The following is a 15,734-nucleotide window of genomic DNA, read 5'->3' on the forward strand; positions in this document are numbered from 1 at the left end:
CCTTAAACGTAACGCAGAGGCAACGACACGCTAACGCGCGTGCCGTGCGTACAGGAGATAGCCAGCACGCCGCCAAGCGCCGTCACGCGCTCGCGCATCCCGGTCAGACCAAAGCCTTGCTGGCCGGAATCCGGCGGCAGGCCGCTGCCATCATCTTCAATCACCAACATCAGCCGCTCATCCTGCTGCCAGCCCTGTAGCGTAACCGCGCTGGCATTAGCGTGTTTCACAATGTTGTTCAGCCCTTCCTGACAGACGCGAAACAGCGTTACCCGCTGGCTTTCGCTGAGCGCAGACTCGTCTATTCGCCAGTCGAGATGGCTGATGATGCCGCGACTTTCCAGCTCCATTTCCCGCATCAGCGAACGGATAGCCTGTTCCAGCGTCAGGTCATCCAACTGGCGTGGACGCAAGCGCCCCAGCAGGCGACGCACCGCGTCATACACGCCCAGCGACAGTTGCTCAATGTGCGCCCCGCTCTGTTTTACGCCGCCATTATCCGCCGCCAGCCGCTGTACAATTCCCGCCTGAGTGCGAATGGCGGTGATGGTCTGACCGATGTCGTCATGCAGTTCCCGCGCTACGTCGCGCCGCACGCTCTCTTCCGTTTCCAGCAGGCGTTCCGCCAGACGATGGTTGCGCGCCAGCTCATTTTGCAGCGACTGGTTGAGTTCGCGCAGGCGCTGAATCCCCGCGCCAAGCAGCAGCCCGGTCAGGCTTTGCGCCAGCAGAGAAAGCAGTAAATCAACGGGATGATCGTGCCAGGTCTGGCTGGCAATCAGCGCAATGGCGTTCATCAACGTCGCGATCAGCGCCCCTTGCCAGCCATAATGCCAGGCGAGCGCAATAATCGGCAGCGCAAGGCAGAACGGCGTAAAGCGTGACAGCTCAGCCGGTAGACCCAGCTGTAGCCACAGGCTGACGGTGAACAGCAGCAGATACCAGACCAGATGCCGCCCGCGCCAGTTCACCGGTTGCGAGACCAGCGCCGGGCCGAGCGGTAACCAGGTGGTGCTGGTCAGGTAATGCCAGAACACCAGACAGATGGGCGCCAGCGTCAACCCGCCAGTAAGCGTCAGCAGCAGCGCGTTTAACGTCTCTTCCCCCTGGCCTAACCAGGGCAGAGACTGTAACAATGCCGCCGCCGTCAAGGCCGCGCCCTGTAACAGCAGGGTGCGCCAGTCGCGCTGATGGCGATAGCGGGAGATTAATGCCACAGGCAGCAGCGTCAACAGGCTTCCGATCATCAAAAGCGATAGATGCGCCAGCGCCACTTCCTGCGCCAGCCACCAGACCAGCAGCCATTCCGCGCCCAGCAATACCGGCCAGTAGCTGCGCGGACACTGCAACATCAGCCCCAGGCGTAAACCGAACGGGAACAGCAGTACCGCCAGCTCCGGGCGCTCAACCAGGTGCAGGCTGATGCTCCACAGGCAAAACCACGCGGCGGAGAAGATAAAAAAGCAGGCAATAACGGTAATTAACCGGGAGAGGATGGTTTTCATCACCAGCCATCAAACATGCGGCGCGCCAGCTCAACATCGTTGCTGACGCCCAGTTTTTCCAGAAGATTGGCGCGATGTACGTGTACCGTTTTTGGCGACAGCCCCAGCTCGGCGGCGATCTCTTTCACCGCCATTCCCTGCGCCAGCTTTTCCGCCACCTGGCGTTCACGTCTGGTCAGCGGGTCCTGCCGTCCGGCCGCCAGTTTAACGGCGATATCCGGCGTCAGGTAACAGCCGCCCGTCGCCACCGTGTGTACCGCGGCAATCAGCTCGTCAGGGCTACAGCGCTTGGAAAGGAAGCCGCGCGCACCGGCGTTCAGCGCCTGTTCCACCAGCGCCGGACTGTCATGTACCGACAGCATTATCGTCGCCATCCCTTTAGGAAGCTGACTTAATAACTCCAGCCCGGAGATATCCGGCATGGAGATATCGCAGATGCAGACCTGCACGCCGCGCCCCGGTAATCCCGCCAGCGCCTCCTGCCCCGAGCCAAACTCGGCCACAACCTGTAAATCAGGTTCCAGCCCCAGCAGCTGCGCAAAGCCGGAGCGGACGATAAGGTGATCGTCAATAAGGGCGATGGTGATCATGGTTCTGTCCTGGTACTTGAAAGTGCCTGATGGCGCTGCGCTTATCAGGCCTACGGGCGGGAGCCGTTGTAGGCCGGCCATCCAACAAAGCGCTTACCTTAACGATAAGCGCATGGCTGTTCAAGCCGTGAGCAGCATTCAATGCGTCTGGCGGGCGTACGACTCCGTTACGGTTCCATACTGTCCAGGTCGCAGATACGCACTTTGTCGCTATCAGAAAAAAGCGCAAAGGAATCCCGAATATCGGGCCGGATCAGGGTGGTTTTTAGCAGTGTGATGTAAACATTCTCTAATTTCATCACATTAAGCTGGCAAGTGCTTGCAAACCCAAAGACATTCACTCGCTGGTAAGCCGAAGATAACTGGCAAATATAATCTTCAGAAATGGCGTTCAGCGTAATTTCCGTCATGCCAAACACCTGCTGGCTGTACTCTCTTGGGTGCCTGAGGTACTGGAGTGAAGGATAGTGCGCTGCGAGCGTCTTTATCTTATGAATCAACGCAATAAGGTTGGAATCATTTTTCACATCAAGGATATCTTTAAATTTCGAGCCCACAAAGACATTGATCTCCCCGGCATAGACAGGCGCACTGCGCTCAGTATGCAAGCGCTGTTTCTCCTCTGAGAGAACATCAATATAAACAATATCGCAGTCTACATTTCTACTTTTGCTTTTATGCTTTACGATAGAGAAATGCAGCTCACTTCTTTTCGCGATATCCCTGATATTATAATGCTGACCAAGCCACATCCGCGTTAACTTACGACTGGGGCCTTTTCGTAGTTTTATTTGTTTATCAAGATAGCCTGCGGAGTTGATACTCAGAATGCCATCATCAAATGTTCTAATCTTAACGTCATCAGACAACATTTTTAGAATGTATTGCACTGAAAGATGGCTGATATTCGCCATATAGACATAATGGATTGTTTTATGAGAAAGAAAGCGATTGATTTTCAGCATGTTAATAAATCCATAATCCATACTGGCGACTAAGCCAGAAGAAAATTCATTATTAACCGTTTCATATATATAGGATTTTAACTCTACCTTTGTTTTAAGGTAGATGATATGAAAACGTGCGTGTTTATACCTCGCTTTAATCTTAGAAACAATTCTGAGCTGAAGCGGGGAGCAAACAATAAAAAGATGCTCAACGATTTCCATTAGTTATTCGCTCTGAATCACAGCAACCCGGCGCATAATATCATTGCAATATGACATCGTAAAGAAGCGCCCCAGACGCTCAGGCGAGTATTGGTCACTTTGTCCGAAAAGATACTTTCTATACTGCAAATAAGACAGTTCATAAACCGGATAATAAAGACACGTCACGTCCGAAAATATTACTTATGGTTATATAACACTCTCAAATAATTAACCTGAACAAGGGTTTCCCCTTGTTCAGATAGCCATTATTACTCAAAGAAAACCGAGATTTTATTAAACATCGACGGATCGGACTGATTGCGCGCCACTTTCACCACATCTTCCAGTTTATCGATCTGACTAATCATCTGCTCCAGACGCTGATCGTCGTTGACCAGTAGCCAGATGCGGCTCTGGTCGCTGCTCTGGATGGGTAGACACAGAATCCCTTCCACGTTGAAAGCGCGACGGGCGAACAGCCCGCAAACGTGCGTCATGACGCCAGGGTGGTTACGGACGGTGAGTTCCAGGATAACGTTCTCATGTGATTGTTTCTGCATGGTTTATTCCCCCACCATCTCAGTATTGGCCGCACCCGGCGGCACCATCGGATAAACTTTTTCGTCTGCATCAATACGTACATGGATCAGCGCCGGTCCTGGGCGGCTGATGATTTCCCGCAGCGCCGCTTGCGGATCGGCTTCATTATTTAAATCACAGGTTTCCAGACCAAAACCCGCAGCAATCTGCATAAAGTTGATCATCCCTGGATAGGTGGCAGCAAACACGCCCTGCTTGTAGAACAGGCTTTGTTGCTGATGCACCAGCCCCAACGCTTCGTTATTCATCAGGATAATTTTTACATCCAGTTGGTTTTCGCTGGCGGTCGCCATCTCCTGAATATTCATCATCAGGCTGCCGTCGCCGGAGAAGCACAACACTTTCTTGTCCGGGTTCGCCAGCGCCGCGCCAATCGCCGCAGGCAAGCCAAAACCCATCGTCCCCAGCCCGCCGGAAGTCAGCCACTGACGCGGACGGTTGAGCGGATAAGCCTGTGCGGCCCACATCTGGTGCTGGCCTACATCGGTCGTGATAATCGCGCTGTCATCCACGCAGGCGGCAACGGCATTAATCAGCCCGTAATGGCTAAGCGGATCGCTGGCTTCAGGGATCGCGCACGGGAACTCGCGCTGCAAATCCGCCACCAGTTGATGCCACTCTTCGCGTGGCTGAGCCTCAATGTGCGGAATCAACTGCGCCAGAACGTCATCAACATCAGCCTGAATGGCAACGTGCGGTTGTTTAATTTTACCCAGCTCCGCGCGATCGATATCCACATGGATGATTTTGGCATTCGGGCAGAACTGTTCGGTTTTGCCAATCGCCCGGTCATCAAAACGTGCCCCCAGAACCACCAGCAGATCCGCCTCTTGCAGAATATAGTTTGTGCTGCGCGCGCCATGCATGCCCAGCATCCCCAGAGAAAGCGGATGCGCCTTCGGCAGTATGCCCAGCGCCATCAGGGTCATAGTGGTGGGCAGTCTGGCTTTTTCCGCCAGTTCACGCACACGCGCAGGCGCGTTAATCACGCCGCCGCCAAGATACAGCACCGGGCGCTTCGCGGCGTTGATCATCGCCGCCGCATCACGAATGCTCTCAGCGCTGAATTCCGGCGTCGCTATTTTTTCAGCCGGAGCAGGCAACGCTTCAATGTCAAACACCGCCGTCTGTATATCCTTAGGAATGTCTATCCACACCGGCCCAGGGCGCCCGGACTGGGCAAGGCGAAACGCATCGCACATTACCTGTGGCAACTCATTGATATCTCTGACCAGATAGTTATGTTTTGTGATGGGGATAGAGATGCCGTAGGTGTCAACTTCCTGAAACGCATCGGTGCCGATCATCGAGGCCGGAACCTGACCGGTGATGCATACCAACGGAATGGAGTCGAGACGCGCGTCGGCAATGGCGGTGACCAGGTTAGTCGCGCCCGGCCCGCTACAGGCCATACATACCGCGGGTTTACCGTCGGTTCGCGCCATCCCCTGAGCGATAAACCCCGCCCCCTGTTCATGGCGCGCCAGGATGTGGCGAATTTGCGTACTTTGGCTTAAGGCGTCGTAAACGGGGAGAATCGAACCGCCCGGAATGCCAGTGACGATGTTAATGCCCTGACGTTCCAGAAAATGAACGATAAACTCTGCGCCCGTAAAGCGCGTACGCGGGGATGTTGATGTTGTGCCCGAACTTGCCATGCTCCAGTCCTTTTATTCTGGGCCGACTTGCCGGGAAGGTGTCTTAAACGAAAAACCCCGCCCGGTTTGCGCCGGCGGGGTTTTGGAATCGTGTGTTGTTCCAGTCCCTACGGCGCATTGCCGACGACCACCACCACACGCACGACGACCACTGCGGCAGGTTGCGCAGTTTTTAGTAGGGTCGCAGTCAGCATGGAAGGGTTCATTAGGGACCTTGTCTGTTTATGGATTAACAGGTTTTATACAAGCACAGCTTTTCAGGCATGACAACGGAAAATTTTTCATCTGCACAAAAATGCGTCGACGATCACGCTTTGCCAGATGCCGACGCTGGCCTGCAAAACAAAAAACCCCGCCGGAGCGAGGTTTTTATCAGCGTTATGCGGTTGGTTGCCGCAAAGCACACTGTGTTATATCAACATCAGAAGTATACGCGTTCCGCGAAGAACACGCAATTTCGGCACGAATTTTGACGCATTTGAGTATGGATCAGAAGTCGCGATCCGTCCACAAAATACTGTTCATTCATACAGTATTTATCTATAATATCACTGTACGCAATGTGTTATAGGGGGCCGCATCGTAACCGGCGCAACAAAGTCCTGGCTGAAACGGGTGGTGCCGTCAGCGCCTTAACCCCCGTGTGAGCACACTGTGTTATGTCAACAAAAGGTGCTGACAACAGGCGGCGGAGAGGTACGTCAGCACCGTGCTCCTTTTACCAGAAGGAGAGCGTATGAGCCTCGTGGATATCGCTATTCTTATCCTGAAACTCATTGTTGCTGCACTGCAACTGCTTGATGCCGTTCTGAAATACCTCCGGTAATTCAGATTCAAGCCGCACCGAAGGGGAGCGGGCAACCGCTCCCCTTTCATCATCTGCCTGGTGCTTGTCCATCGTCGATATGTTACGTTTTTATGACAACCACTGACGATACCTGAACCATGACCCTTTCCATTTTCTGCATTTTACTGTTCGCCGCGCTGCTGCATGCCAGCTGGAACGCCATCGTGAAGGCGGGAAATGACAAACTTTACTCCGCAATCAGCGTCAGTGGTTCCGCAGCGTTGATGGCGCTGGCGTGTCTGCCCTTCGCCCCGCCCCTTCCCGCCGCCAGCATCCCTTTTTTAGCCGCCTCCATCGCCTTACAGGTGGTTTATACCGTGCTGGTCGCCAAAACCTATCAGGTTTCGGATATGAGCCAGACCTATCCCCTGATGCGCGGCACCGCACCGCTGCTGGTGGCGATAATTAGCGTCCTGTTTCTTGGCGATAGCCTTTCCACAATGGCCTGGCTCGGCATCGCGGTAATTTGCCTGGCGATTCTCGGCATGGCCTGTAACGGTCGTGCCCGCTCCCGGCGGGGTATCACGCTGGCGCTGATCAACGCCTGCTTTATCGCTGGCTATACGCTGGTGGACGGTACGGGCGTGCGGGTGTCAGAAACCGCGCTGGGTTATACGCTGTGGACCTTCTTGTTGAACGGCACCTGTCTGCTTGGCTGGGCGATGATTGCCCGGCGGCGGGAAGCCTCGCGCTATCTGGCGCAGCACTGGAAGAAAGGCATTTTTGGCGGTATCGGCACGATGGGTTCCTATGGGCTGGCGCTGTGGGCGATGACTCAGGCGCCGCTGGCCGTGGTGGCCGCACTGCGTGAAACATCCATTCTGTTCGGCGCGCTGATTGCCTGGCTGCTGCTCAATGAGAAAGTCGCCGGGCTACGGTTGGTCGCGGCTGGCGGGATTGCCGCCGGGGCGATATTACTGCGTTTATCCTGATTGCCGGATGGCGGCTACGCCTTATCCGGCCTACGGGAGCCGCCGGGCACCATCAAACTGCGGTAAAATAATCTCTCGGCAACAATTGTTGCCGCTTTTTGTTTACATATCCTGCCGTTCGGCTCCCGCGCTATTCCCGCCGTGAATATGGCCTTCTTTTTTTAGTGTGGTAGATTCCACTCGCATTTATGGGAATGCGTAGCACCTTATTCTTATTTTTTTCTTTTTTTTAAAGTAATCAGCGAAATGAAAAGGCAGAGAAGCGTCAATTTGTTGTTGATGTTGGTATTACTGGTGGCCGTCGGGCAGATGGCGCAAACCATTTATATCCCCGCCATTGCCGATATGGCGCGTGAACTGAACGTTCGTGAAGGGGCAGTACAGAGCGTCATGGCCGCTTACCTGCTCACCTACGGCGTATCACAACTGTTTTACGGCCCGCTTTCCGATCGGGTAGGGCGCCGCCCGGTGATCCTCGTCGGGATGTCCATTTTTATGCTGGCTACGCTGGTCGCGATTACCACCCACAGCCTGACGGTATTGATTGCCGCCAGCGCGTTACAGGGCATGGGCACCGGCGTCGGCGGCGTGATGGCGCGTACGCTGCCGCGCGATCTGTATGAAGGTACGCAGTTACGCCACGCTAACAGCCTGCTGAATATGGGGATTCTGGTGAGTCCGTTGCTGGCGCCGCTGATTGGCGGACTGCTGGATACCGTCTGGAACTGGCGCGCCTGTTACGTTTTCCTGCTGGTTCTCTGCGCAGGCGTCACCTTCAGTATGGCACGCTGGATGCCGGAGACGCGCCCCACAGGCGCACCACGTACCCGCCTGATCGCCAGCTATAAAACATTATTCGGCAACGGCGCATTTACCTGTTATCTGCTGATGCTGATTGGTGGACTGGCGGGAATCGCCGTCTTTGAAGCCTGCTCCGGCGTGCTGATGGGAGCGGTGCTGGGTCTGAGCAGCATGGTGGTGAGCATCCTGTTTATTCTGCCAATTCCGGCGGCGTTTTTCGGCGCGTGGTTTGCGGGTCGCCCGAATAAGCGCTTCGCAACGCTGATGTGGCAGTCGGTATTCAGTTGCCTGTTGGCGGGCGTCATGATGTGGGTCCCAGGTCTGTTTGGCGTGATGAACGTCTGGACGCTGCTGATCCCCGCCGCGCTGTTCTTTTTCGGCGCCGGAATGCTGTTCCCACTGGCGACCAGCGGCGCGATGGAACCTTTCCCGTTCCTCGCCGGAACGGCTGGCGCGCTGGTGGGCGGCCTGCAAAACATCGGCTCCGGCGTGCTGGCGTGGCTCTCCGCGATGCTGCCGCAAACCGGGCAGGGTAGCCTCGGCTTTTTGATGACGCTTATGGGGCTGCTGATTTTACTGTGCTGGCTGCCGCTGGCGTCGCGTGTGCCGCATCAGGGGCAGACGATTTAATCGAATGATGGCCCGGTTTCCCGCCGGGCTTTTCACATACCGGCGAGATCATCGTGGTCAGGAGCGGCTCCAGCGCCGGACGCCACGCCCCTTCTTCTCCGTCATAAAACTGCGTATCCGCGTTAATCGCATACGGAATATTCACCCTTTGCAACTCGCACGCCATAAACCGGGCAAACGCGAGCTGCGAAGCGGAAGGGCTATTTTTGATTGATTCACCCGGCGCCCAGCCGCCAACCCAACTGACATGGCCGGTTTTTTGCTGCCAGCGCACGGCGGCGTTAATTCGCGCGCGAATCGCCGCTTTCTCCGCCGCCGTGCCTGACGTCCACGGGTATTTACCGTTATTTTTCAACGGCCCCCACGGAAAGATATGCCACTCCGCCAGCACGTAATTCTGGCTTTGCGGGGGCAGTTTTAGGGCCGACAACGCTTCCGGCGCGGCGCGCAAACGAGGCGCGACAAAAATCATGCGTTGGGGGTCAATCGCGTGAAGGGTGCGGATGGTTTTGTCATATACCCGGTTCAGGGAAGCCTGGCTGTGGTTGAGTTTCTCCGCCGGTTCATAAATCAGGTCAAACCCCAGCAGCGGCGAACGTTGCGCAAAATAGTGCGCGACGGCCACCCACCAGTTGATCACCTCTTGTTCATTGCCGGGACTGGGGTCGTTTTTATACTCATCGGCCTGATAAGCAATGATTGGAATCACGCCATACTGCTCACACGCCTCCACCAGTTTTCGCAGGTGGATGAGTCGCGCTTCCGTCGGCTCTCCCGCGACGCGTATGCGCACATGCTTAAATCCCTTCGCCTGAAAATCACGCACCACCAGAGGATCAAACTCCCGGATACCCCGTTCGGTGCGCGCCCAGTCAACGTCCATCCCCACACCAAGCTGCTGCGCATAGCGCGAAGCGGTCAACGGCGGCTGAGCCGCGCACACCGTGGCGCTGACGAGCAGGAAGAGAGAAGCAAGCGGCTTTAACACGATTGTCCTTAAGCAAATCATCAGGAGTCATATCACGTATTTAGCACGCTTTCTGGCTTTACATGCAATAAATCTTCGCGTGGCAAACGCTACGTCGCCTGCTCCTGCAACCAGCCGATAAACGCCTCGATTTTCGGCCACTGTCTGCCAGGCAGCGTGGTCACATAATAGTGCTGGTGGCATTTCAGCGTCATCTCGCCGAAAGGCGCAATCAGTTCGCCGCTATCAAGACGCTTTTGCACCAGCCGTTTACGCCCCATCGCCACACCGATATGGTTCATTGCCGCAATAACGGCTAAATCGGAACGATCGAAGCCAATGCCCGACGATGTCGGCAGATTCACGCCAAAATGCTGCGCCCAACTGTGCCATTCATCAGTGCCGGAGTCGTTGCTCCATGCCTGTCGGTCATGCAGGAGCGTACAGTGGCGCAGGTTAACCCGCGCATTCGTTAAGTCATGATGACGGGCATATTCGGGGCTGCACACCGGCAGAATGGCCTCATCCATCAGGAAGTGATGCGTCAGCTGCGCCGAGGGCGCATCATCAAAATAGATCGCTAAATCAATCCCTGCCCGCTGGAGATTCACGTTGTCATTACCGGTCAACATGGTCAGCGAGATGGACGGATAGCGGCGAGTAAAGTCTCCCAGCGCAGGCACCAGCCAGCACTGAGCAATCGAAGGCCGCGAGTAGACGGTCAGCGTCCCTGACAACTCCTGATTTTTAATATCGAGGATTTCCTGATTCAGCGTATCCAGCGACGATTTCAACGCCCAGAATACCCGCTTGCCCTCATGGGTGAGTTCTACTTTGCGGTGCGAACGGACAAAGAGCTGAATCCCCAGTTCCTCTTCCAGTTGATTGATTCGATGGCTGACCGCGCTGGGACTTAGCGACAGCTCATCCGCCGCCAGCGCAAAAGACTGATGCCTGGCCGCCACTTCAAAGGTGTACAGCTTTGATAATTGCCAACCGTTGAGTAAACGGTTTCTGCCGTCGCGTAAGGGTTCCATCGCCGCCTCTGTGACCTCTTTTTGGCTTTGCAGTGTAAAAAAATGCGCCTGGAAAATCAGCGTAAAGATGAATCAAAGTGAACCATATCGCATAAACAGACCATTATTGGATGCAAATCACCCTTTTGATTCAATCTGGTTCATGCGAAGGGCAATTTATATCGTTTGTCAGCAAGTGCCGTTTTTTCGTCCAATACGCCTATGTTAATCACAGGGCAAGGTGAGATATGCACTCTCAAATTTGGGTTGTGAGCACGCTGCTGGTAAGCATCGTGCTAATCGTGCTGACCATCGTGAAATTCAGGTTCCACCCGTTTCTGGCACTGCTGCTGGCCAGTTTCTTTGTGGGCGCGATGATGGGCATGGGGCCGCTGGAGATGGTCAATGCGATTGAAAGCGGTATTGGCGGCACGTTAGGCTTCCTCGCCGCCGTCATCGGTCTCGGAACCATTCTCGGCAAAATGATGGAAGTGTCCGGTGCGGCAGAACGGATCGGCCTGACGCTCCAGCGTTGCCGCTGGCTTTCCGCTGACGTGATCATGGTGCTGGTGGGGCTGATTTGCGGCATCACGCTGTTTGTGGAAGTGGGTGTGGTACTACTCATCCCACTGGCATTTTCGATAGCGAAGAAAACCAACACGTCGCTGCTGAAGCTGGCTATTCCGCTGTGTACCGCGCTAATGGCGGTGCATTGCGTGGTGCCGCCGCATCCGGCTGCGCTGTTTGTGGCGAATAAGCTGGGCGCGGATATCGGTTCCGTTATCGTCTACGGTTTGCTGGTTGGGCTGGTGGCGTCGCTGGTCGGCGGGCCGCTATTCCTGAAGTTCCTCGGCAACCGCCTGCCGTTTAAGCCGGTGCCGGCGGAGTTTGCGGATCTCGAAGTGCGCGATGAAAATACGCTGCCTTCTTTACGCGCGACGCTGTTTACCGTCCTGCTGCCGATTGGCCTGATGCTGGTAAAAACCGTTGCCGAACTGAATATGACGCAGGGCGGCACGCTGTATACGCTGCTGGAGTTTATCGGCAACCCGATCACCGCAATGTTTATCGCCGTTTTCGTGGCCTATTACATTCTCGGCCTGCGTCAGCATATCGGTATGGGTACGTTGCTGACCCATACCGAAAACGGCTTTGGCTCGATTGCTAACATCCTGCTGATTATCGGTGCAGGCGGCGCGTTCAACGCTATCCTCAAAAGCAGCGGTCTGGCGGATACGCTGGCGGTGATCCTCTCCAATATGCACATGCACCCGATTCTGCTGGCCTGGCTGGTGGCGCTGATTCTGCACGCCGCAGTGGGTTCCGCAACGGTCGCGATGATGGGCGCGACGGCGATTGTCGCGCCGATGCTGCCGCTCTACCCCAACGTCAGCCCGGAGATCATCGCCATTGCCATCGGTTCCGGCGCGATTGGCTGCACGATCGTGACCGACTCCCTCTTCTGGCTGGTGAAGCAATACTGCGGCGCCACCCTGAATGAAACATTTAAGTACTATACAACCGCGACATTTATCGCGTCGGTTGTTGCTCTGGCGGGCACATTCCTGCTTTCCTTTATCATCTAAGCGCAAAGAGACGTATTATGGAAAACGCTAAAATGACTTCACTCATCGCTCAGTATCCTCTGGTAGAGGATCTGATCGCCCTCAAAGAAACGACCTGGTTTAACCCAGGCGCCACCTCTCTTGCGGAAGGTTTACCCTATGTTGGTCTGACAGCGCAGGATGTACAGGATGCGCATGCCCGCCTGGCCCGTTTCGCGCCGTATCTGGCAAAAGCCTTCCCGGAAACCGCCGCAACCGGCGGGATTATTGAGTCTGAACTGGCGATCATCACCGCAATGCAGCAACGGCTGGAAAAAGAGTACGGACAGAAAATCAGCGGCGAACTTCTGCTGAAAAAAGACAGTCACTTACCGATTTCCGGCTCGATAAAAGCCCGTGGCGGGATTTATGAAGTGCTGGCCCACACGGAAAAACTGGCGCTGGAGGCGGGTCTGCTGACGACCGAAGATGACTACAGCGTAATGCTTTCACCGGAGTTCAGGCAGTTCTTCAGCCAGTACAGTATTGCCGTGGGTTCAACCGGTAATCTGGGGCTGTCGATTGGCATTATGAGCGCCTGTATCGGCTTTAAGGTGACGGTGCATATGTCCGCCGACGCCCGCGCCTGGAAGAAAGCCAAACTGCGCAGCCACGGCGTAACGGTAGTGGAATACGAAGAGGATTACGGCGTAGCGGTTGAGCAAGGACGCAAAGCGGCACAGTCCGATCCAAACTGTTTCTTTATTGACGATGAAAACTCCCGCACGCTGTTTTTGGGCTATGCGGTGGCCGGGCAGCGCCTGAAGGCTCAGTTTGCGCAGCAGGGGCGCGTGGTGGATGCCGACCATCCGCTGTTTGTCTACCTGCCGTGCGGCGTTGGCGGCGGCCCTGGCGGTGTGGCTTTTGGTCTGAAACTGGCATTTGGCGACAACGTCCACTGCTTCTTCGCCGAACCAACCCACTCTCCGTGCATGTTACTGGGCGTATATACCGGTCTGCATGATGCCATTTCCGTCCAGGAGATTGGCGTCGATAACCTGACGGCGGCAGACGGCCTGGCGGTGGGGCGCGCATCCGGGTTTGTAGGGCGGGCAATGGAACGTCTGTTGGACGGGCTGTACACCCTCGACGATCGGACGATGTACGACATGCTGGGTTGGCTGGCGCAGGAAGAAGGTATTCGCCTGGAGCCTTCCGCACTGGCGGGAATGGCCGGGCCGCAGCGTGTTTGCCGTTCGACGGATTACCAGCAGATGCACGCCTTCAGCCCTGAGCAGCTTAATCACGCCACGCATCTGGTGTGGGCGACCGGCGGCGGTATGGTGCCGGAAGAAGAGATGGCGCAGTACCTGGCGAAAGGGCGCTAAACGTCACTGACCTTAACGCAGCATCGCCATCAGCTCCATCGGTGAGCGATGCTGTTTTATCAGATCCCGCATGACGCGCATATGCGGCGACGTGTGGTTAATAAACGCTTTATACCCGCCGCACAGCACGCTTTTCCCGCTTAAATCCCGATGCTTTGGACAATCACCGTTGCAGAATCGCAATAAGGCGCAGTCCAGGCAATCCGCCCCCAGCGTTGATTTTTTCTGCTGTCCAAATTCTCTCGCCTGCGGGCTGGCGTTTAGCATATGTAGCGGCGTTTGATGGATATTACCCAGCCGGAACGCCGGGTAGACATAGTGATCGCACTGATAGAGATCGCCGTTTGCTTCCAGGGCGAACGCGTGACCGCAGGTTTCGCTAAGCGCGCACATTTGTGCCGGATGCCCACTCCACACGCCCAGCATCGAATCAAACAGTTGCACAAAAACGCGCCCAATATCTTCCCGAACCCAGAGATCAAACACATCGTTGAGAAAATGCCCCCAGTCTTCCGACGTCACGGAATCAGCGGTCAGTTTGCCGCTATCGTCACGTTCAACCAACGGAATGAACTGAAGAAAAGGCGTGCCAAGCTGGCGAAGATAGCGATACATACGCGCAGGCTGCTGGCTGTTCAGCCGATTCACCACCACCAGCAGGTTGAAGTCCACGCGATGGGCAACCAGCCTTGCTATCGCTTCCACCACCTTATGATGCGTTGGTTTTCCACTACGGCTAACGCGGTAAGCATCATGTAAATCGGCGGGGCCATCCAGTGAGATACCGACCAGCCAGCCGTTATCGCGTAAGAATCGGCACCACTCGTCACTGAGTAAAATGCCGTTAGTCTGGAAGGTATTCTGGATGCGTTTCCCCTCTCCATAGCGTTTTTGCAACGCGACCACGCGGTGAAAAAAATCGAGTCCACACAGCGTCGGCTCTCCGCCCTGCCAGGCAAACAGCACATCATCAACCGGCTGCGCGGCAATATGCTGGCAAATAAAAGCCTCTAAGGTCGCGTTATCCATAACGGGTTGAGAGGGTTTATCGATATAAAAACAGTAATGACAATCAAGGTTACAACGTGAGCTGGCCGGTTTAGCCATGACCTGACATCCTGTCATGCAACATCCCTAATAAAGACGATAAGTTGACGAATATGCGTTACAGCAAACAGTATTGCGAGGGACAACACCGCGAGAGAGATCAAAAATTTGTCACGCACGGCGCGAGATTCGGAAAAATCACTGTGCGCCACATCCATCAGGTTACGGCTGCGGGTATAGCGCCAGAGGATGAGCGCGACAATCGCCAGCACGCCAATAGAAACCCAGAACAGAAACCCCGCCTGATGCCAGTTATGTTTCAGCGCCAGCGCCATCAATGCGCCATAGCCTAACAGGGTACGAAACCAGGCCAGCGACGTGCGCTCCGGCTGTAGACCGGGATCAACCTGACGGCGGGCTTTGCGGCTATCCGGCATACAGCACCAGCGCCATGACAATCACCGCAACAATCATCAGCATCAGGCTGATTATCAGCAGGCTATGGGTGTACGGCAGGTCTTCTTTCAGACGCATCGCTTTTTCGTTGCGTAGCCAGCGCAGATAGCCATAAATCGCCAGGCCGCCCGCAAAGAGACACAACAGCAGCGCCAGCAGTTCGCGAATCACCGGCGTGGCGAAGTCCGGCGCGAGTTGGTCAAGCCCGACGCCCGCCGCCAGAAACCCCAGCGCGGTGCGAATCCACGCCAGAAAGGTACGCTCATTTGCCAGCGAGAAGCGGTAATCCGGCGCTTCTCCGAGGCGGGAAATCTTCATGACGGCTCCTTTAAATTATTGCCGGATGGCGGCGTAAGCGCCTTATCCGGCCTACGGTATTACGCTTTTGTAGGCCCGGTAAGCGCAGCGCCACCGGGCATCATTATTGCCGGATGGCGGCGTAAGCGCCTTATCCGGCCTACGGTGTTGCGCTTTTTGTAGGCCCGGTAAGCGCAGCGCCACCGGGCATTATTATTGCCGGATGGCGGCGTAAACGCCTTATCCGGCCTACGGTATTGCGCTTTTTGTAGGCCCGGTAAGCGCAGCGCCACCGGGCATAACGC

Annotated in this window: 16 protein-coding genes; 5 read left to right on the forward strand and 11 right to left on the reverse strand. The window is 55.5% G+C overall.

What is annotated here, in order from left to right; translation table 11 throughout:
* Positions 1-2 precede the first annotated feature (2 nt).
* From uhpB to ivbL, 6 genes are all read right to left on the reverse strand, one after another.
* Entirely contained in the window at positions 3-1,505 is a 1,503-nt protein-coding gene (uhpB, locus tag OGY62_RS03835) for a signal transduction histidine-protein kinase/phosphatase UhpB (RefSeq protein WP_286459135.1), read from the reverse strand.
* Entirely contained in the window at positions 1,505-2,095 is a 591-nt protein-coding gene (gene uhpA, locus OGY62_RS03840) for a response regulator transcription factor UhpA (protein ID WP_024130070.1), read from the reverse strand. Before uhpA ends, uhpB begins: the two co-directional genes overlap by 1 nt.
* A 167-nt stretch (positions 2,096-2,262) precedes the next feature.
* Positions 2,263-3,264: a glycosyltransferase family 52 protein gene (locus OGY62_RS03845; RefSeq protein WP_286459137.1), complete on the reverse strand. Its 1,002-nt coding sequence runs from the start codon at positions 3,262-3,264 to the stop codon at positions 2,263-2,265.
* Between the two features lie 251 nt (positions 3,265-3,515).
* A complete protein-coding gene (ilvN, locus tag OGY62_RS03850) occupies positions 3,516-3,806 on the reverse strand; it encodes an acetolactate synthase small subunit (protein ID WP_012000771.1) in 291 nt (96 codons plus the stop codon).
* A 3-nt stretch (positions 3,807-3,809) separates the two neighbouring features.
* Positions 3,810-5,504, reverse strand: a complete 1,695-nt coding sequence (gene ilvB / locus OGY62_RS03855) for an acetolactate synthase large subunit (protein WP_286459139.1) — start codon at positions 5,502-5,504, stop codon at positions 3,810-3,812.
* Positions 5,505-5,611: 107 nt separating this feature from the next.
* Positions 5,612-5,710: an ilvB operon leader peptide IvbL gene (gene ivbL / locus OGY62_RS03860; RefSeq protein ID WP_047460165.1), complete on the reverse strand. Its 99-nt coding sequence runs from the start codon at positions 5,708-5,710 to the stop codon at positions 5,612-5,614.
* A gap of 530 nt (positions 5,711-6,240) precedes the next feature.
* Between ivbL and tisB the strand changes: the two genes are divergently transcribed.
* The 3 genes from tisB (at position 6,241) to emrD (ending at position 8,714) form a co-directional block, all read left to right on the forward strand.
* A complete protein-coding gene (gene tisB / locus OGY62_RS03865; RefSeq protein WP_047460159.1) occupies positions 6,241-6,330 on the forward strand; it encodes a type I toxin-antitoxin system toxin TisB in 90 nt (29 codons plus the stop codon).
* A 119-nt stretch (positions 6,331-6,449) separates the two neighbouring features.
* Positions 6,450-7,283, forward strand: coding sequence for an EamA family transporter (locus OGY62_RS03870; RefSeq protein WP_286459142.1), 834 nt, complete (start codon positions 6,450-6,452; stop codon positions 7,281-7,283).
* Between the two features lie 246 nt (positions 7,284-7,529).
* Positions 7,530-8,714, forward strand: a complete 1,185-nt coding sequence (gene emrD, locus OGY62_RS03875; protein ID WP_058668305.1) for a multidrug efflux MFS transporter EmrD — start codon at positions 7,530-7,532, stop codon at positions 8,712-8,714.
* On the opposite strand, the gene OGY62_RS03880 is transcribed toward emrD, so the two are convergent.
* Positions 8,641-9,702 carry a cellulase family glycosylhydrolase gene (locus tag OGY62_RS03880; protein WP_225622034.1) on the reverse strand — a complete coding sequence of 354 codons (1,062 nt, stop codon included), beginning with the start codon at positions 9,700-9,702 and terminating at the stop codon, positions 8,641-8,643. The two genes, emrD and OGY62_RS03880, sit on opposite strands and share 74 nt — an antisense overlap.
* Positions 9,703-9,791: 89 nt before the next feature.
* Entirely contained in the window at positions 9,792-10,718 is a 927-nt protein-coding gene (gene dsdC / locus OGY62_RS03885; protein ID WP_024130072.1) for a DNA-binding transcriptional regulator DsdC, read from the reverse strand.
* A gap of 227 nt (positions 10,719-10,945) precedes the next feature.
* Between dsdC and dsdX the strand changes: the two genes are divergently transcribed.
* Both dsdX and dsdA read left to right on the forward strand, forming a co-directional pair.
* Positions 10,946-12,283 carry a D-serine transporter DsdX gene (gene dsdX / locus OGY62_RS03890; RefSeq protein WP_012000780.1) on the forward strand — a complete coding sequence of 446 codons (1,338 nt, stop codon included), beginning with the start codon at positions 10,946-10,948 and terminating at the stop codon, positions 12,281-12,283.
* A gap of 17 nt (positions 12,284-12,300) precedes the next feature.
* Entirely contained in the window at positions 12,301-13,629 is a 1,329-nt protein-coding gene (dsdA, locus tag OGY62_RS03895) for a D-serine ammonia-lyase (protein ID WP_286459145.1), read from the forward strand.
* Positions 13,630-13,641: 12 nt separating this feature from the next.
* On the opposite strand, the gene OGY62_RS03900 is transcribed toward dsdA, so the two are convergent.
* The 3 genes from OGY62_RS03900 to OGY62_RS03910 are packed head-to-tail and all read right to left on the reverse strand — an operon-like array spanning position 13,642 to position 15,450.
* The gene (locus OGY62_RS03900) at positions 13,642-14,754 is read right to left on the reverse strand and encodes an anaerobic sulfatase maturase (protein WP_161799987.1); all 1,113 of its coding nucleotides are present in this window, start codon (positions 14,752-14,754) and stop codon (positions 13,642-13,644) included.
* Positions 14,751-15,113, reverse strand: coding sequence for a DUF202 domain-containing protein (locus tag OGY62_RS03905; protein WP_012000783.1), 363 nt, complete (start codon positions 15,111-15,113; stop codon positions 14,751-14,753). Before OGY62_RS03905 ends, OGY62_RS03900 begins: the two co-directional genes overlap by 4 nt.
* Positions 15,103-15,450 carry a YidH family protein gene (locus OGY62_RS03910; protein WP_049010188.1) on the reverse strand — a complete coding sequence of 116 codons (348 nt, stop codon included), beginning with the start codon at positions 15,448-15,450 and terminating at the stop codon, positions 15,103-15,105. Before OGY62_RS03910 ends, OGY62_RS03905 begins: the two co-directional genes overlap by 11 nt.
* Between the last annotated feature and the right edge of the window lie 284 nt (positions 15,451-15,734).

Source organism: Citrobacter sp. CK198 (assembly GCF_030333295.1).
Taxonomy (GTDB): domain Bacteria; phylum Pseudomonadota; class Gammaproteobacteria; order Enterobacterales; family Enterobacteriaceae; genus Citrobacter_B; species Citrobacter_B koseri.